Source organism: Flavobacterium foetidum (assembly GCF_004634245.1).
In the GTDB taxonomy this organism is placed as follows: Bacteria; Bacteroidota; Bacteroidia; order Flavobacteriales; family Flavobacteriaceae; genus Flavobacterium; species Flavobacterium foetidum.
The window spans coordinates 1-17,213 of record NZ_SJTF01000020.1; the positions used below are offsets into that span (position 1 = coordinate 1).

The following is a 17,213-nucleotide window of genomic DNA, read 5'->3' on the forward strand; positions in this document are numbered from 1 at the left end:
TTAGATATTTGAGGATAGAATTAAAAAAATCTAATTTAATCTGCTAAAATCTTTTAAAATCTGCGTGAAATACTTTTCGTTTAAGGATTTTTCACGCAGATTTAGACAGATTAAGCAGATTTACACAGATATAAATTGATGAGTTAATCTTAAAAAAATCTAATTTAATCTGCTGAAATCTTTTAAAATCTGCGTGAAATACTTTCCGTGTAAGGATTTTTTCCCGCAGATTTAGACAGATTAAGCAGATTTTCACAGATTTAGATATTTGAGGATAGAATTAAAAAAATCTAATTTAATCTGCTAAAATCTTTTAAAATCTGCGTGAAATACTTTTTGGGTAAGGATTTTTTCCCGCAGATTTAGACAGATTAAAGCAGATTTGCGCAGATTTAGATATTTGAGGATAGAATTAAAAAAATCTAATTTAATCTGCTAAAATCTTTTAAAATCTGCGTGAAATACTTTTTGGGTAAGGATTTTTTCCCGCAGATTTAGACAGATTAAAGCAGATTTACACAGATTTAGATATTTGAGGGTATAATTAAAAAAAACTTAATGGGTTATTTTAATTCGGCTCGAATTCTGCTTAAGCTGACTTGAGTGATTCCTAAATATGAGGCAATATGCCCTAATTGAACCCTTTGCAATAATTCAGGATGATCTTTCATTAATTCCAAATAACGTTCAGAAGCATTTTTGAATTGTTTAGAAATAAGACGTTCTTCCGTTTTGATTAATTCTTTTTCTGCAAATTTTCGTCCCCAATTGGCTATATGAACATCTTCATTAAAGAGTTTTCTAAGATTTTCCGTTTTGAGTTCATACAATTCGCAGTCTTCCAGTAGTTCGATAGTTTCATAACCAGGCTGTTCTTCAACATAACTTTTCATCGAAATAATGGTTTCACCTTCTTTTCCGAACCAGAAAGTGACCTCGTTGTCTCTTTCAACAAAGGCTCTTACCAATCCTTTTTTTATAAAATAAATATTCGATTCTATCTTGTTGGCTTTTAGTAAAATATGCCCTTTCGGGAAAGCTATTTCGCTGACATTGTTTTGCAGTGCCAATTTAGACCGTTCAGGAAGCTGGTGTATGTAATCGAGAATTTTGGAGATATCCATCAATGGGATTTTAGAAATTATAGAATAAAGGTAAAAACTAAACGGCAAAAGCGTTCTATTATAAATAAAAAAAATCCCATTTCAGAGTAGAAATGGGATGTAAAACTGCTTCTGTGATGAGCTATTATTCAGAAACAATTTTTCGACCAACATATAACTAATTTATTCCTCCGCCCAAAGCTTTGTACAATAGGACCTGAGAATTTGCGTTTCTGAGCTGAATATCAACAAAATCAAGTTCTGCCTGCAGTTTGTTTTTCTGTGCATTGATGATTTCTAGATAATTGGCATAACCGCTCAAATACAAGTCATTTGATACGTTTACGGCTATTTCGAGATGATCGATTTCTTTTAATTTGTACTTCAAAACATCTTCGTAGGCTTCATTTCTGTGCAGTAAAGCGCTCAATTCATTGAAAGCCGTCGTTACACTGTTTTGATATTGAAGGAATGAAATTTCCTGTCTTCTGTTGGACACATAAAACTCTTGCTTGATTTGCCCTTTATTGAAAACAGGAGCTGTTAGTCCGCCTAGAATCTGCCAAGCAAAAGAACCAACATCAAAAATAGTATTGAAAGAGAACGAATTAAATCCTGCATAACCACCCAAATTTAAAGTTGGGAAAAAGGCAGCACGAGCCGATTTTGCATCGGCATTGCTCGCTAATAATTCGAAATAAGCCTCAGACACATCAGGCCTTTTGTGAATGATAGAATCGACGCTGATTTTTTGATTTAGAACTTCCAAATGCCCCGCCAAAAAATCGCTGCTTCTTTCAATTTTAGCGCCATATTCGCCCAAAAGTGTCAATAAAGCTTTTTCGGTCTGATCGATGCTTAATTTTAACTCCGAAGCTTCGGCATGAATATTATTGTTTTGTGCATTAAACTGCTGTACGGCCAATTCAGTCGCTTTTCCTACCGACCTTTGTGCCGAAACGATATCCAATGCTCTTTCCTGCGTTTTTAAATTGTTGTCATAAATCGCGGCTTGCTTGTCTAGTGCTATCAGTTTGAAATACAAATCGGCGATATCACTTAAAAGTCTTGTCTGCAATAATCGCATTCCTTGCTGAGAAGCAAAATACCTTTGTTGCGCCGCTTTTTTGCGGTTGCTTAGTTTGCCCCAAATATCAGCTTCCCACGAAACTTTTCCACCCAAAAAGAGATTAGGCGTAACATCTTCGTTGATTCTTTGTTTTTCGGTAATGTTTTGAGAAAAGTTCGTATCAAAATTACCAACGCCTTCCATGGTATATTTTCCGAAATGTGTTCCAGAAGCATCTGCCACAAGATCTAAGGAAGGAAGCAGTGCCAATTTTGCTACTTTTAAATGCGAATTGGCAATCAAGATTCGCTCCTGCATGATTAAATAATCCGGATTTTTGGCAATGGCTTTTTTTAGCAATGCTTCTAATTTCGGGTCTTTAAAAAAGTTTTCCGTTTTTAATGGGATAAAATCATTGGTAGAAACTTCTTTTCGCTGTGCGTCAAAATTCTCAGGAAGTTTTGCCGCATCTAATTTAGTACTGACTTTTGGCGCAGAACAAGCTGTCAAAAGTAAAACACCGGTTATTACAACGGCATTTTTGGTTGTCCTTAGAAACTGAACATCAGCATTTTTATATTGATTTAATAGATCTTTCATTGTTTAATTTTATTTGTTCAATCTTTTGTCTAAATTTTTATTTTAACACATAGAAACATAGATTTTTATTTTCAAAAGGGAATTGAAAGAAACTAGTTTCTAAAACATAGAGCTATGTGACTTTTAGAAAAGTGAAACGCCTTTTCTAAGCCCACTAAATCCTATGATTCTATGTGTTTCAAAAAATGCACATTAAGATTTACTCATTCGTTTTTCCAATTTCGCAAACAGTATATAAAGTCCAGGAATAATCAAAAGACCAAATACAGTTCCTATTAACATGCCGCCCGCAGCTGCGGTACCAATCGAACGGTTTCCGATAGCACCCGCGCCAGAAGCGATACACAGCGGAATCAATCCTGAAATAAATGCAAATGATGTCATTAAAATTGGACGGAAACGAAGTCTTGCTCCTTCAATCGCGGCTTCGACAATATCGCGTCCGATTTTGTTTTGTGCCATCGCAAACTCTACAATCAGAATGGCGTTTTTGGCGAGCAGACCGATCAGCATGACGAGTGCTACTTGTGCGTAAATATTATTATCCAATCCGACCATTACAAGTGCAATATAAGAACCGAAAACTCCAACGGGAAGGCTTAATAAAACAGGGAACGGAAGCAATAAACTTTCGTATTGAGCAGCAAGCAATAAGTAAACGAAAAGTATACAAAGCCCAAAAATGTATATGGTTTGGTTACCCGACAGAATCTCCTCACGCGTCATACCCGACCATTCTAATTCAAAACGGCTTGGCAATTTTTCGGCAGCAATTCTTTCAACGGCGGCAATCGCATCTCCAGAACTGTAGCCTTCAGCAGGTTCGCCGTTGATCATAGCCGACATATACATGTTGTAACGCGTTAAAACTTCTGGGCCGTAAACTCTTTCTAGTTTAATGAAAGTAGAAAACGGAACCATTTCGCCCGCCTCATTCTTCAAATACATATCCAGAATGCTTTCTGGATTTTGGCGGAATTGCGGACTCGCCTGAACCATCACTTTGTACATTTGAGAGAAACGGATAAAATTGGTAGCATAAAAAGAACCTAACATGGTTTGCAGAGTAGACATCGCATTATCTACCGAAATTCCTTTTTTGGCAGCCAAATCATAATCAATATGAATTAAATATTGTGGGAAAGTGGCATCAAAACTCGAAAAAGAGTTCTGAATTTCTGGCGAAGCATTCAATTCTTTGATGAATTCTTTGGTTACTTTATCGGTATTGGTGATACTTCCTCCAGATTTATCTAATAAACGAAGCTCAAAACCACTCGTATTACCAAAACCAGGAACTGTTGGAGGCGCAAAGATTTCGATTTGTGCATCGGTAATGTTTTTTGTTTTTTCTGTCAGTTCGGCCATAAATTCGGTAACCGAAATATCACGTTCGCTCCAGTCTTTCAGGTTGATCATTCCCATTCCGTACGAAGCCCCGGCAATTTCGGTTACAATACTGTATCCAGCAAGAGTCGTTACGTTGTCTACACCTTTAATGCCTTGAGCAATTTTGGTTACTTCGTCTAGAGCTTTTTCGGTACGTTCTACCGTTGCTCCTTGTGGTGTTGTAACACTCACATACACCATTCCCTGATCTTCAGTTGGGATGAATCCTGACGCTAAAAATCTCGTTGTTCCCCAAGTTAAAATACAGAACAGCACTAATAATCCAACAGTTACGGTATTGCGATCCGCAAATCTTACTAATACCTTGATGTATTTTGAAGTAATGTTATCGAACCAATTGTTGAATCTATGGAAGAATCTGCCTAATAAGGATTTTTTCTCTTTATTAGGATCATGCGCTTTCAGCATAATAGCACAAAGGGCAGGAGTAAGGGTAAGTGCGTTGACCCCCGAAATCACAATACTAATTGCCATTGTCAGCGAGAACTGCCTGTAGAAAACCCCAACTGGTCCGCTCAAAAAAGCAACAGGAATAAATACCGCGGCCATTACAATCGTAATCGCAATTACGGCACCTGTAATTTCTTTCATCGCACTAATGGTAGCTTCCATTGGCGACATATGTTCTTCGGATATTTTTACGTGAACGGCTTCGACAACGACAATCGCGTTATCGACCACGATTCCGATGGAAAGCACCAAAGCAAAAAGCGTCAATAAATTGATTGAGAATCCCATCATCGACATAAAAGTAAACGAACCAATAAGCGCTACAGGAACTGCTAATACAGGAATTAAAGTCGACCTCCAATCTTGAAGGAAAAGAAAAACCACAAAAGCCACCAATATAAAGGCTTCTACCAAAGTTCTTAATACTTCGTGAATAGAAGCGTCAAGGAAACGAGATACATCATAAGCGATATTGTATTCCATTCCAGGAGGGAAAGAAGAAACCTTTAATTCTGCCATTTTTTCTTTTACGCTCGCAATAACTTCAGAAGCGTTTGAGCCCGGACGTTGTTTTAGCATAATCGATGCAGAAGGTTTTCCGTCGGTTTTAGAAACCATTCCGTAGCTCATTGCGCCAAATTCTATTTTCGAAATGTCTTTTAATCTTAAGATAGTTCCGTCTGCATTGGCTCTTAACGGAATTTCCTCGTATTGTTTTGGCTCAAAGAATTTTCCGCCATACTTGATTACATATTGCAGCTGATTGTCCATTTGACCTGAACCTTCACCTACTTTACCAGGCGCAGCAGAAATGTTCTGTTTTTGAAGCGAAGCAATGACTTCATTTGCCGAAATGTTATACGAAAGCATCTTTTGCGGATCCAGCCAGACACGCATCGAATATTCTTTCTGCCCCATGATTTCGGCACGTCCGACACCATCAATACGTTTTAATTCCTGAAGAATATTAATATCGGTAAAGTTGAAAATAAACTGCTCATCCTGAGTTTTGTCGGTGCTCGTGATGTTCAAGTACATCAACATACTATTTACTTCTTTTTCGGTCGTAACTCCGGCACGGATAACCTCTTCAGGAAGTTCGTCAAGTATTGTGGTTACACGGTTCTGTACGTTTACCGCTGCAAGATCGGGATCGGTTCCTACTTCAAAGAAAACCTGAATTAGGGTCAAACCGTCATTAGAAGTTACGGTCGACATATACGTCATTCCGGGAACTCCATTTATGGCTCTTTCTAAAGGTAGGGCAACGGCATTGGCAGAAACCTCTGCGTTGGCTCCTGTATATTTTGCTGTAACGGTTACAGACGGTGGTACAATATCGGGGAATTGGGTAATGGGAAGCTGAAACAACGCCAGCAATCCCAGAAGGACTATCATAACCGAGATGATTAATGACAATATTTTCCTTCTGATAAATAACTCTATCATTTTTAAATTTTTAGATAAATAATTAAATAACTGTTCTACAAGTCGATAACCAACATTTATTTCATGTTGATTTTATCGCCGTCTCTCAATGATTGTGTTCCTTCTTGTACAATCAGGTCGTCATTTTTAAGACCATCATTCAAGATATAAACATCATCAAGAGTGGTTTCAACTGTAACATTTGTCATTTTAACTACTCCATCTTTGTTCACGCGGAAAACGTATTGTTTGTCCTGAATAGAAAATACAGCTTTCTGCGGAATTAATATAGCGTTGGTTTTAGGCTCTGAGATAATCAGCTTACCAGAAGTTCCATGTTTGATAAATCCTTGTGGATTGTGAAATTTTGCTTTGTACTGAATAGAACCGGTCTGTCTGTCGATTTCTCCGTCGGCAGTTCTTAGTTCTCCTTTTTGGTCGTAAACTTGACCGTTTGGCAATACTAGTTTTATATCACCTTGGGTATTTAAGGTTTTGTCTTCCATCATTTGGAAATAGGTATTCTCAGGAATTGAGAAATAGGCGTATACATCGTCTAATTGAGAAACAGTAGTCAATAACGAACCGTTTTCTACTAAACTTCCTTCTTTAAACGGAATTCGGTCAATCGTTCCGTCAAAAGGCGCGCGGATTGTGGTAAAACTGATTTGCTGGTCAATGGCTTTCTTTTCGGCAGCTGCATGCGCTACTTTAGCAGAAGCGGCTTCATATTTTGCTTTAGATAATTCTAATTCCTTATCAGCAATCACTTTTTTATTGAAAAGCGTTTGTGCTTGTTCCAGTTCTACTGTAGCGATTCTTAAATCGGCTTTTGCGTTTTTATAAACAGCCTCCGCTTTTAGAAGCTGAATCTGAAGTTCAACATCGCTAATTTTAAAAAGGATTTGTCCTTTTTTTACTTTTTGTCCTTCGCTAACGTACACTTTATCTAAAAGGCCAGGAATTCGAACATGAATTTCGACATTGTTTTTAGCATGTACATCGGCAACAAATTTGCTCGAAACGATGGTGTCTTTTAGGGTAACTTTATAAACAGGAACTGTTTTGATATTGTCTGAATTCTTTTTGTTTTTATCGCCACACGAGACTAAAACGAATAAAGCCAAGGTGCATAAAAGAAATGGATTTTTATAAATGCTCATCATTAGGTTTTTAATTTTGAATAAATAAATTTTCTCCCTTGATAAATTAAATACAGGGAGTATGAATTTGGATTTTTAAAATAGATATGTTACGGACGCTTTTTAGAAGTTCCGTGTTTGAAATGTTTTTGATGTAAAACGATTACTCCAATTACTAGGTGAAGGTAAAAGAAGAAACAGTTCAGGTTTTCTGAATTAATTATATAAAAACATCAAGAAGCCGCAATCTAGAATAATTGGTACAAATGCAGATAGGTATGCCTTTCGACTTGGTATATAGAAGCTATACCATAAATTAAGCTTTTTTTGTAAAGCTTGAAGTTAATCAAGTTGCTAAAATAAGGAGCTTTTATGGTGCTTTGCTCCAATGTGGTAGCCCTAGATTTTATTTTCTTTTTAATGTTATAATGAACTTCCAGATTTTTGGAAGAAGAAAAGTCGGGCGTATGTATAAGATTATCGTCTGTCGTAACGCTGTCATGCGTAATGCAATGGCTCAGATATGCCTGCTGCTGATACGTCTCGGTGCTTCTGAAAAAAGAAAGCAACGAAAGTAAAACAATATATAGGAACTTTATAGGTTTCATGTATGATAAAGCAGCAATTTAATAGTACAAAAAACAGCGTTGGTCTAGTTTAATGTGCGCCAAATATAATAATTTGAAAAAGAATGATTCTTAAAATTATTTAAAAACTGCAAAAAATTAAGAATATGATAACCTTAAATGTTGGATTTTTCAAGAAATGAAAAAATAGCGACTTAATTTAAAATTATAATCCGCATTGCACTACACCTTATCTCAATCGTTAATTCTATAAAAGAGAGTACTAATCATGTAAAGATAATTGATTAAGAGGCTTTAAATTTGAATTTACAAACCCTAAAAAATAATTTCATGAAATCTTTAGTCAAATTCAAAATGTTATCAATTATAGCTTTGGGCTGTTTTTTATTTTCTTGCAAGAATAATAATGACGGTTATAGCGATGAAATAGAAACAGTACAAACACCTACCGACAGTACCAATACGGTCCCTGATACTACATCGCTTGATAATGCTTCGAACCAAAACGAAGGCGGAGATCCGGATGATTCTAATACAGGAGCAGCTTCTATAAGCGGCAATTCTAGTGACGCTTCATCAAAAACTAGCGAAGGAACCGGAAGCGGGCCGGGAGAAAGCGCAAAAGATGGTGCGACTTATACGAACACAAAAGCTTCAGATTCTCTGAAAAAGAGTTATAAAAAGAAGAAATAATTAAAAGAATAACTAAAATGAAAGAAGCTTCAAGAGGCTTCTTTTTTTCTTACGATATATTTCTATTAAGTATTTTTGATAAATGATTCTTTTTTGAAAATCTAACAATCGAGATTATGAAAGCATTAGTAATTGGAGCAACAGGAGCAACTGGTCGATTTCTTGTAGATGAACTTTTGGCAGACCCGTTTTATACTACTGTTGTGATTTTTGTAAGAAAACCAACAGGCAGACAAAATCCTAAACTTGTAGAACATATAATTGATTTTACGGCAATTCGGGACAGCAAGGATTTGATTGTAGGAGATGTTATATTTTCATGTCTGGGAACAACGTTAAAAGATGCCGGCTCCAAGGAAAGCCAGACTAAAATCGATTTTGATATGCCGCTCCAATTTGCTGAAATCGCAAAAGCAAACGGCATAAATTCATTTATACTTCTTTCTGCTTACGGAGCTTCTGCAAAAAGCAATGTGTTTTATTCGCAGCTAAAAGGAAAATTAGAAGATAAAATTGCGGCGCTTCACTTTGAGCAATATATTGTTTTTAGGCCAGGGCTTCTGCTGCGTCCTGATTCTGATCGCGCAGGCGAAAAGATTTCTGCCGTTGTGCTCAGTGTTTTCAATTCTTTAGGTTTGTTTCGAAAATTCAAACCATTGCCGACAGCTGTTTTGGCACAAAAGCTTGCGATCTCACCCAGATTGTTTTCTAGAGGGAATTCGATTGTTGAATTGAACAAAATTTTTGAACTGAATTTGTAACAAAATCTTAGAACAGCGGTCTAAATGTAAAAACATTTTGACTTGGTTGGACTTTTACTGAAAAGCTGTACGAAAATCATATTTTAAATAAATTAATTTTCTGTTATTTGTACTGAATTTTCTGCTAAGTTTAAATGAAGCCGTTCGTGAGTTCAGAACGACTAGAATGAAATGAACACAATATTATTGGTTTCATCGAGTTTAAAATTAGGGATCATATTTCAAGTATGGACAACAAAAAGTTTATAAAAAGTTTAAAAAAAGGTACCGAGGCTTCTTTCAAAGAAGCTTATCTAAACTATTATGATAAACTGATCAGTGTTGCCAGAAGATTTGATTTTACAATGCTTGCTCCAGAAGATTTTGTGCAAGAGACTTTTATCAGGCTTTACGATAAAAGAGAATTATTAAACGAAGAGGTTTTGTTTGACAAGCAATTATTTGTAATCTGCAAAAATATTATCATTAATCATTTAAACAGGGAGAATAAAATCATTCAGCTTGATCCAATTAAGGTAGAGGTTGGAGAAGAAGAACCTGATACTAGTGATTTTGAAGAAAGAAGCCGCCAGTTGTATGCCTTTATTGAGCAGCTTCCAGAACAACAACAAAAAATATTTACACTTCATAAACTGGAAAACCTTAGCTATAAGGAGATTGCAGAGCTTACAGATCTTTCTGAAAAGACTATTGCCAATCATATTTATCTTGCCAGTAAATTTATTCGAAAAAAAATCGAAAACCATTAGGAACTTTTCTGTTCTCGTTTGTTATAGATAAAAACGGGAATATGAAAATGCGTATCGAAGCTTATAAAACAGATATAAAAACAAAGGAAGATGCAGGTTTTATTCTGCTTATTCTACAATTTGTTATTTCTGATTGTAAAATGAATTTTGATCTGGAAGATCAGGATCATATCTTAAAAATAGAAACCAGAAGAGATATTAAGGAATTAGTGTACGGTGTTTTGAGCAAACAGGGTTTTTATTGTCAAAAACTTAATACTTCTAAGGCATGGACGAAAAAAAATTAGACGAGGAATTACAGAAAATCTGGGATGAAAGCCCTGTTCCTCATTCAGACCAAGCCAAACAAGCTTCTTGGGAAACATTTCGATCTAAAACTTTTGCTCCTAAGAAAAAAAGGCTCAGAACCTGGCATTATTATGCTGTGGCCGCTTCGATATTGCTTTTTCTTTTTATCGGAACAACGCTTTACTTTACGAATAGTCCAATTCAAAATGGGAGTTTTGCGGGCGAGACTGTAATAGCAAACACCACTTCTGAAATAAAAACAGTAGTGCTGCCTGATAGTTCTAAAGTTGATTTAAGTCCGTCCTCTCAAATAAAATATGCGGCCAATTTTGTTCAAAACAGAAAAATCGAAATCGAAGGCGAGGCCTATTTTAAAGTTACGAAAGATAAAAAACACCCATTTCAGGTTTTTTGCAGCCAAACTACGACGACTGTATTAGGAACTTCATTTATAGTTAGAAGCAATGCTAAAGATAATGTAATTGTGGAGCTTTACGAGGGTCGTGTACAGATGAATGTTAAAGGGTTATCTCAAAAATGGATACTAAAACCAGGAGACAAATTTATTTATGCGGATAAAATTGCCGAGGTAGAAGAATTTAACAGATTTACCGATTTTGAAAACGAAAAACTGGCTGGAGTAGGCCATTACATAGAAAAAAACTATGGTTACAAAATAATTGTTCCTCAGGAATTTGCGAATCAGAGAATTACGGTAAGAATAAACAAAAAAGAAGACCTAAAAACTATTGTTCAATTAATATCAGAAATGTATGATTTAGACTTTGAAATAAACGAAGAGTCAAAACAAATCTCTTTTCATTAGAAAAGAAAAAGGATGCACTAGCCGCGAAACTACACATCCTCCTCATAATCAGGAAAGCAGAGCGCTTTCCGTATAATAATAATTCAAAAATACAAAATTTCATGAAGCATATAATTTCAGCATGCTTTTTTTTATTCAGTTTAAGTTTGTTTTCCCAAAACGTTACGGTCACCGTCGATCAGAATTTGACGCTTAAAGAGTTTTTCAGACAGATTGAAAGTCAGACCGATTTAAAATTTGCGTTTACAGATCAGATTGATACAAGCCAGAAATATTTCTTGCATAAAAAGACATACACCAATACAGACATCAAAGAAGTACTAAAAGAGCTGAATAAAAATTCATCAGTTCAGTTCTCAATTGCCGGAAGCAATATTTTTGTAAAGCAAAAATCGGCAAAAACGCCTAGAAGAAAAATCAAATTGATGGGGCATGTTGTTGATGATAATAAAGAACCTGTTATTGGTGCGAATGTTTTTATCAAAGAACTCGCTTCGGGAGCTACGACAGACCAAAACGGAATGTTTTCGATGGATATTGAAAAAGGAAGTTATACTGTCTTGATTAGCTATGTGGGATTTAGAAACAAGGAAAAAGAGATTACCGTTTCTGACGATGCTAAAATAGATTTTAATATGGAAGCCGACAGTCAGGAATTGGAGCAGGTAATTGTAACCACAACAAAAGCGGTCGACATTAAAAATACCCAAATGAGTGTCAATAAGCTTTCTATGGCAGAAATTAAAAGAATTCCGGCTCCTATGGGAGAACCAGATCCTTTAAAATCATTGCTCACATTGCCCGGAGTTACAAATGCGGGAGAAGTTTCTTCTGGGTTTAATGTTCGTGGGGGAGCAGCCGACCAAAATCTGATTCTTTTAGATGGTGCGCCGGTTTATGGAGATTCGCATATGTTTGGTTTTTTCTCTGTTTTTAATGCAGATGCTGTAAGCAGTTTAGATTTATACAAAGGAGGTATTCCTTCAAAATATGGTGGTCGTGTTTCCTCTGTTCTCGATGTAAATCAACAGACTGGAGATTTTGAAAATTATAAAGTAAACGGAGGTATTGGTTTGATATCGAGTCGCTTATTGGTTCAAGGGCCTATTCAAAAGGAAAAAGGATCATTTATTGTCGCTGGACGTACGTCGTATGCACACTTATTTTTAAAACTTGCCGACAATAATAATTCGGCTATGTTTTATGATTTGAATGCCAAGCTGAATTATCGTTTTAATGATAAAAACTCGCTTTCTTTTTCAGGTTATTTCGGAAACGATGTTTTTGACATAAACGACCGTTTTTCCAGTACTTACGGAAATACAATGGGGATCTTGAACTGGAAACATAAATTTTCCGATAATATCAACACGAGTTTATCTGCCTTTTACAGTGATTACAAATTCAATCTTGGCATACCAACCGAAAATTTTGAATGGGACAGCAACATACAAGCTTATGGACTGAAGTATGGATGGAATCATACGCTGACCGATAAGTTGAAACTGAATTACGGAATCGACGGTCAGTATTACAATTTTAATCCAGGAACTGTACAGCCAACAAGTTCAGACTCTCAATTTAATTACAAACAGCTCGACAAAAAATATGCTTTTGAATCTTCTGCATATCTAGATTTTGAACATCAGATTACAGAAAAACTAAATCTTAGATACGGACTTCGCTATAGTATGTTTTATCGTTTAGGAAGCGAAGAAATTAGTACTTATGAAGACGGAAAAGCAGTTGTTTACAATCCGTTATACAATATTTACGAAGAAGGAACACCCAACGGAAGCATCTTTTACGGAAAAGGTAAGACCATTAGCAAGTTTGACAATTTGGAGCCTCGCGCGGCATTGTCATTTGCATTTGATGACAACAATTCTGTAAAAGCAAGTTATAACAGAATGGCGCAATACATTCATATGTTGTCTAACACGCAGTCGCCGATGCCAATGAATATCTGGACTCCGAGCGGGCCGTTTACAAAGCCGCAGCTTTTGGATCAATATGCTTTGGGATACTTCAAGAATTTCAATGAGGGAGTTTACTCTTTTGAAGGAGAATTGTTTTACAAGAAGATCCAAAACCGTATCGATTATATAGACGGTGCGGATATTTTGGCCAATAACAATATTGAACAGGTTATTTTGACAGGAAAAGCCCGTTCGTACGGAATGGAATTGCTTTTTAGAAAAAATAAAGGCCTTTTGACAGGTTGGGTTTCGTATACGCTGTCTCGAGCTGAACAAAAAACTCCAGGAAGAACACCGCAAGAACCCGGAATTGCAAATGGAGACTGGTATTTGTCGGGCTATGATAAACTTCATAATTTAAATATTGTGGGAAGTTACGAGTTAAGTCCGAAATGGTCTTTTAATGGTAATTTTTCATTGCAATCAGGACAACCTGTTACATTTGCAAACGGTTACTATGAGTTTGGAGGAATTAACATCCCGAATTATTCTTTGCGAAATGAAAACAGATTACCGCTTTATCATCACTTGGATCTTGCTGCGACATACACGCCAAAACCAGATAAAAAGAAAGGTTGGCAGAGTTACTGGGTTTTCAGTATTTATAATATCTACAACAGAAAAAATGCTGCCTCTATAACCTTTACAACAAATGAGGATACAGGAGCAAATGAAACCAGAAGGCTTTCTATTTTCGGAATAGTTCCAGGGGTTTCTTATAATTTTAAATTTTAATGAAGATGAGAATAATAAATAAAAAACTAGTTGCATTATTGAGTTTGTGCTGCGTAATGCTTTTTTCTTCCTGCGAAGATGTGGTCAATCTGGACTTAGAAAACGGAGAAGCAAAAATTGTAATCGATGCCGAACTTATTTGGAAAAAAGGGACATCGGGCAACGAACAGGTCATCAAAATAAGCAAAATGGCTCCTTATTATGATAATGTTGTTCCAAAGGTTTCGGGCGCGCAGGTTAGGGTAGAGAATACTGATGGCGATGTTTTTACTTTTAACGAGACTACTCCAGGAGAATATGTGTGTACCAATTTTGTTCCGGTTATCAATATGACCTATACTTTGTATGTGACCGCAGAAGGACAAACTTTTACAGCCGTAGAAAAACTCACTTCGGTGACAGCGATAGATAAGGTAGAACAGCAAATTATCCCTGATTTTGATGGTAAAGACATTATCGAACTGACTTTTTATTATAAAGATCCAGCTGCTGAAATGAATTATTATCTGACAGATTATAGAAGTGAATTTCTTTTGTATCCGGAATACGAGCTGACAGATGATGAATTGTTTAACGGCAATGATATCCCTACCCGATTTTCTGATGAAGACATGAAAGCGGGAAATACCGTATCAATTACGCACAGGGGTATTTCAAAAAACTTTTATAATTATATGAAATTAGTCCTGCAAGTTTATGGAGGAAGCCCTTTTTCGATTCCGCCAGGAAATATTCGCGGAAACATTGTAAATACAACTAATTCTGCAGATTTCGCTCTAGGATATTTCAGGCTTTGCGAAGCGGATCAGGTTTCTTATCTGGTAAAATAAATTTTTACACTAAATAGTCGAATGCATCTGAGATTAGTTTTCTTATTTCAGATGCATTGTGGCAGTTTAGCAACATGCTGTAACTTCCACTACTTTTTGCAATTTATCAGAATAGCCGAGATATGTCGTATCTTCTTCAGCCAACGAAATGGCGAATAAAGGCCTTTTTTCTTTTTGGCATTCTAAAAATGCATTGTAATCTATAAAATCTTCTGGAGCAGCGCCTAGAACAGGATCGTCTTTAATTTCACTTCTATTGCTTATATCCGTTAGATTATCTGCGTTTAAAATCTCTCTTGCTCTATCCAAAATATAACGTTCAAGCTCTTCATCGCTTTTAATATGTATGAGATGATAACCGTTAATGATATAAGATGTCTGAAACGATTTTTCATAAATTACTTCGCCGGCACTATTAAATATTTTAAATACAGTTATGGTCTCTTTTATATTTCCAACAGGAATGTTAAGAGTAAATTTATCCTCACTTGATAAATCTGAGAATTTTGCGAAAATAGAATCATTAAATTCTTCATTAATTACCGTATTCGAATAATCAAAATATTCTTCATTTGGCGCTTTTGTCGCAATTTGCGAACTGTCTTCTTTCGCATTTTCTAAACTGTCTTTTGGAGACGGAGATGTTTTTTTCTCTACGCGATTACAAGAAAAAATGCATAAAATAAGGATGCAAGAAATGAGATTATTTTTAAACATAAAACAGTTTGGCTTTAGTAGAAATGCATCTCAAATATAAATAAGTTTTCAAAAAATCAGTTTTTTTTCTTAAAAATCTCTTAGGATTGCTCAAACATCGCTGATTGGTAAAAAAAAATGTGTTATCTTTAAAAATTACAGCTGTCCTAGTACAAGGAAATTTAGAATAATACAATACCATTTATAATGAATAACAAAAAAAGCCTTAAAACGGTATCTTATGGCGAGGTCCTTTGGGATGTTTTTGAAAATGAAAAAAAAATAGGCGGTGCACCACTGAATGTCGCCTTGAGAATGAAAACGTTCGGCTGTGATGCTGCCATTATAAGCTGTGTCGGAAATGATGCAGATGGAGAAGCGATTATCCATCATATCCAAAATCTCGGACTTGATAAACAATCTATCATAAAATCTGAAAAATTTGCAACAGGGCTGGTTTTGGTTACCTTAGACGAAAGCGGTTCTGCAACTTATGAAATTAGCTACCCATCGGCTTGGGATAAGATCGAATTGACAGTAGAGGCAGAAAAACTGGTTTCTGAAGCGGATGTACTGATTTACGGAAGCTTAGTCTGCAGAGATCATGTTTCCAGAACTACTCTAGAAAAACTATTGCAGAAAGACGTTTACAAAGTTTTTGATGTGAATTTAAGAAAACCGCATTATACGTACGAAATCATTCAGCAATTAATGCAATCTGCTGACTTTGTGAAATTTAATGATGAAGAGATACTAGAAGTAGCTCAAGCGATGCACTCTCCCTACAGTACCATTGAGGATAATATTACGTTTATCTCCGAGAAAACAAATACGAAAGGTATATGCGTAACCAAAGGGAAAGACGGCGCCTCATTGTATTGGGAGGGCAAGTTGTACACTAATGATGGTTATCCTGTTAAAGTAGTCGACACTGTTGGAGCAGGAGATTCCTTTCTCGCTTCGCTTACAACTTCGCTATTAAGTGGCAAAGAGCCTCAAGAAGCTATAGATTTTGCCTGTGCGGTTGGTGCGCTTGTAGCTGCTTCGGCAGGAGCCAATCCCGAAATAACTGCAGACAGAATCAATGAACTTATGAAAAAATAGTTTCCTTAAATTTTAAAAACTATCCTGAATTAATAAAAAAAGAAACAGTTTACACAATAAAAAGATAATTGAACAAAATATAAAAAAGGGCAATGTTTTTTTTATAAATTTGCTTTAAGGAGCAGCCAACTGTATCTCTTCCAAATAAAACAATATAATCCATTATGAGCACCGATCTGACTTCTTCTATATCCTCGAGTTTTCTTTCAGATTTAAAAACACAGACTGCTGATTCCCATAAAAAATTAGAAAACCTTCCGGTGTCTTCTTCTATTTTGTCTCCAGATATGAATATCGAAGATTACACGCATTATTTAAGCTTAATGCTGGATGTGCACAAAAGTACTGAAGAATATGTTTTTCCGTTGCTTACTGATGTGATAGAAGATTTGGATCAGAGAAAAAAGAAACATCTCATAGAAGATGACCTTTCCTTTCTTAATTATACGAAAACAGATTTTACAAACGTTTTTAATAACATAAATGTAAGCATCCCTTTTGCTCTCGGAATCTTTTATGTTATTGAAGGGTCTACTCTTGGAGGAAGATTTATTCTAAAAAACGTAACAAAAAATCCAATGCTTTCTGGAGAACGAGGAGTACGTTATTTTTCTGGTTATGGAGATAAAACAGGAAGTTTCTGGAAATCATTTCTGGCTATGCTCGAAGCTTATGAAGAAAAGCATAATTGCGGAAGTGATATCGTAGAAGGTGCAGTTTATGCGTTTGATAGTATTTATAAACATTTCCAGACTAGATAAAG

15 protein-coding genes are annotated in these 17,213 nt (G+C 35.8%); 9 read left to right on the forward strand and 6 right to left on the reverse strand.

Features of this window, described 5'->3' with window-relative positions:
• Nucleotides 1-563: 563 nt before the first annotated feature.
• The 5 genes from E0W73_RS19960 to E0W73_RS19980 form a co-directional block, all read right to left on the reverse strand.
• Nucleotides 564-1,124 (reverse strand): Crp/Fnr family transcriptional regulator, encoded by a 561-nt coding sequence (locus E0W73_RS19960; protein ID WP_135223808.1) that lies wholly within the window; start codon nucleotides 1,122-1,124, stop codon nucleotides 564-566.
• A gap of 157 nt (nucleotides 1,125-1,281) precedes the next feature.
• The gene (locus E0W73_RS19965) at nucleotides 1,282-2,772 is read right to left on the reverse strand and encodes a TolC family protein (RefSeq protein ID WP_135223809.1); all 1,491 of its coding nucleotides are present in this window, start codon (nucleotides 2,770-2,772) and stop codon (nucleotides 1,282-1,284) included.
• Nucleotides 2,773-2,964: 192 nt separating this feature from the next.
• On the reverse strand, nucleotides 2,965-6,081 hold the full coding sequence (locus tag E0W73_RS19970) for an efflux RND transporter permease subunit (protein WP_135223810.1): 3,117 nt from the start codon (nucleotides 6,079-6,081) through the stop codon (nucleotides 2,965-2,967).
• A 56-nt stretch (nucleotides 6,082-6,137) separates the two neighbouring features.
• The gene (locus tag E0W73_RS19975; RefSeq protein ID WP_244248524.1) at nucleotides 6,138-7,226 is read right to left on the reverse strand and encodes an efflux RND transporter periplasmic adaptor subunit; all 1,089 of its coding nucleotides are present in this window, start codon (nucleotides 7,224-7,226) and stop codon (nucleotides 6,138-6,140) included.
• 224 nt (nucleotides 7,227-7,450) lie between these two features.
• Nucleotides 7,451-7,810, reverse strand: a complete 360-nt coding sequence (locus tag E0W73_RS19980) for a hypothetical protein (RefSeq protein ID WP_135223811.1) — start codon at nucleotides 7,808-7,810, stop codon at nucleotides 7,451-7,453.
• Between the two features lie 309 nt (nucleotides 7,811-8,119).
• Between E0W73_RS19980 and E0W73_RS19985 the strand changes: the two genes are divergently transcribed.
• From E0W73_RS19985 to E0W73_RS20015, 7 genes are all read left to right on the forward strand, one after another.
• Nucleotides 8,120-8,482, forward strand: a complete 363-nt coding sequence (locus E0W73_RS19985) for a hypothetical protein (RefSeq protein WP_135223812.1) — start codon at nucleotides 8,120-8,122, stop codon at nucleotides 8,480-8,482.
• A 116-nt stretch (nucleotides 8,483-8,598) separates the two neighbouring features.
• Nucleotides 8,599-9,243: an NAD(P)H-binding protein gene (locus E0W73_RS19990; protein WP_135223813.1), complete on the forward strand. Its 645-nt coding sequence runs from the start codon at nucleotides 8,599-8,601 to the stop codon at nucleotides 9,241-9,243.
• A 227-nt stretch (nucleotides 9,244-9,470) separates the two neighbouring features.
• Nucleotides 9,471-9,992, forward strand: a complete 522-nt coding sequence (locus E0W73_RS19995) for an RNA polymerase sigma factor (protein WP_135223814.1) — start codon at nucleotides 9,471-9,473, stop codon at nucleotides 9,990-9,992.
• A gap of 41 nt (nucleotides 9,993-10,033) precedes the next feature.
• Complete coding sequence (locus E0W73_RS20000; protein WP_244248525.1) at nucleotides 10,034-10,279, forward strand: hypothetical protein; 246 nt, start codon at nucleotides 10,034-10,036, stop codon at nucleotides 10,277-10,279.
• Nucleotides 10,261-11,106, forward strand: a complete 846-nt coding sequence (locus tag E0W73_RS20005) for a FecR family protein (protein WP_135223815.1) — start codon at nucleotides 10,261-10,263, stop codon at nucleotides 11,104-11,106. The genes E0W73_RS20000 and E0W73_RS20005 overlap by 19 nt, the downstream gene beginning before the upstream one ends.
• Nucleotides 11,107-11,207: 101 nt before the next feature.
• A complete protein-coding gene (locus E0W73_RS20010; RefSeq protein ID WP_135223816.1) occupies nucleotides 11,208-13,820 on the forward strand; it encodes a TonB-dependent receptor in 2,613 nt (870 codons plus the stop codon).
• A 5-nt stretch (nucleotides 13,821-13,825) separates the two neighbouring features.
• The gene (locus tag E0W73_RS20015) at nucleotides 13,826-14,650 is read left to right on the forward strand and encodes a DUF4249 domain-containing protein (protein WP_244248526.1); all 825 of its coding nucleotides are present in this window, start codon (nucleotides 13,826-13,828) and stop codon (nucleotides 14,648-14,650) included.
• A gap of 66 nt (nucleotides 14,651-14,716) precedes the next feature.
• Here E0W73_RS20015 and E0W73_RS20020 read toward each other — a convergent pair whose 3' ends face one another.
• A complete protein-coding gene (locus tag E0W73_RS20020) occupies nucleotides 14,717-15,367 on the reverse strand; it encodes a hypothetical protein (protein WP_135223818.1) in 651 nt (216 codons plus the stop codon).
• Nucleotides 15,368-15,553: 186 nt separating this feature from the next.
• Between E0W73_RS20020 and E0W73_RS20025 the strand changes: the two genes are divergently transcribed.
• Both E0W73_RS20025 and E0W73_RS20030 read left to right on the forward strand, forming a co-directional pair.
• Nucleotides 15,554-16,450, forward strand: coding sequence for a carbohydrate kinase family protein (locus E0W73_RS20025; RefSeq protein WP_135223819.1), 897 nt, complete (start codon nucleotides 15,554-15,556; stop codon nucleotides 16,448-16,450).
• 164 nt (nucleotides 16,451-16,614) lie between these two features.
• The gene (locus E0W73_RS20030) at nucleotides 16,615-17,211 is read left to right on the forward strand and encodes a biliverdin-producing heme oxygenase (protein WP_135223820.1); all 597 of its coding nucleotides are present in this window, start codon (nucleotides 16,615-16,617) and stop codon (nucleotides 17,209-17,211) included.
• The last annotated feature ends 2 nt before the right edge of the window (nucleotides 17,212-17,213 follow it).

Excerpts from the sequence above, each read along its gene's own strand:
- E0W73_RS19975 (WP_244248524.1), bottom strand. The coding sequence starts at position 7,226 with ATGATGAGCATTTATAAAAATCCATTTCTTTTATGCACCTTGGCTTTA.
- E0W73_RS19990 (WP_135223813.1), top strand. The coding sequence starts at position 8,599 with ATGAAAGCATTAGTAATTGGAGCAACAGGAGCAACTGGTCGATTTCTT.
- E0W73_RS20015 (WP_244248526.1), top strand. The coding sequence starts at position 13,826 with ATGAGAATAATAAATAAAAAACTAGTTGCATTATTGAGTTTGTGCTGC.
- E0W73_RS20000 (WP_244248525.1), top strand. The coding sequence starts at position 10,034 with ATGAAAATGCGTATCGAAGCTTATAAAACAGATATAAAAACAAAGGAA.
- E0W73_RS19970 (WP_135223810.1), bottom strand. The coding sequence starts at position 6,081 with ATGATAGAGTTATTTATCAGAAGGAAAATATTGTCATTAATCATCTCG.
- E0W73_RS19960 (WP_135223808.1), bottom strand. The coding sequence starts at position 1,124 with ATGGATATCTCCAAAATTCTCGATTACATACACCAGCTTCCTGAACGG.
- E0W73_RS20025 (WP_135223819.1), top strand. The coding sequence starts at position 15,554 with ATGAATAACAAAAAAAGCCTTAAAACGGTATCTTATGGCGAGGTCCTT.
- E0W73_RS20005 (WP_135223815.1), top strand. The coding sequence starts at position 10,261 with ATGGACGAAAAAAAATTAGACGAGGAATTACAGAAAATCTGGGATGAA.
- E0W73_RS20030 (WP_135223820.1), top strand. The coding sequence starts at position 16,615 with ATGAGCACCGATCTGACTTCTTCTATATCCTCGAGTTTTCTTTCAGAT.
- E0W73_RS20010 (WP_135223816.1), top strand. The coding sequence starts at position 11,208 with ATGAAGCATATAATTTCAGCATGCTTTTTTTTATTCAGTTTAAGTTTG.
- E0W73_RS19980 (WP_135223811.1), bottom strand. The coding sequence starts at position 7,810 with ATGAAACCTATAAAGTTCCTATATATTGTTTTACTTTCGTTGCTTTCT.
- E0W73_RS20020 (WP_135223818.1), bottom strand. The coding sequence starts at position 15,367 with ATGTTTAAAAATAATCTCATTTCTTGCATCCTTATTTTATGCATTTTT.
- E0W73_RS19985 (WP_135223812.1), top strand. The coding sequence starts at position 8,120 with ATGAAATCTTTAGTCAAATTCAAAATGTTATCAATTATAGCTTTGGGC.
- E0W73_RS19965 (WP_135223809.1), bottom strand. The coding sequence starts at position 2,772 with ATGAAAGATCTATTAAATCAATATAAAAATGCTGATGTTCAGTTTCTA.
- E0W73_RS19995 (WP_135223814.1), top strand. The coding sequence starts at position 9,471 with ATGGACAACAAAAAGTTTATAAAAAGTTTAAAAAAAGGTACCGAGGCT.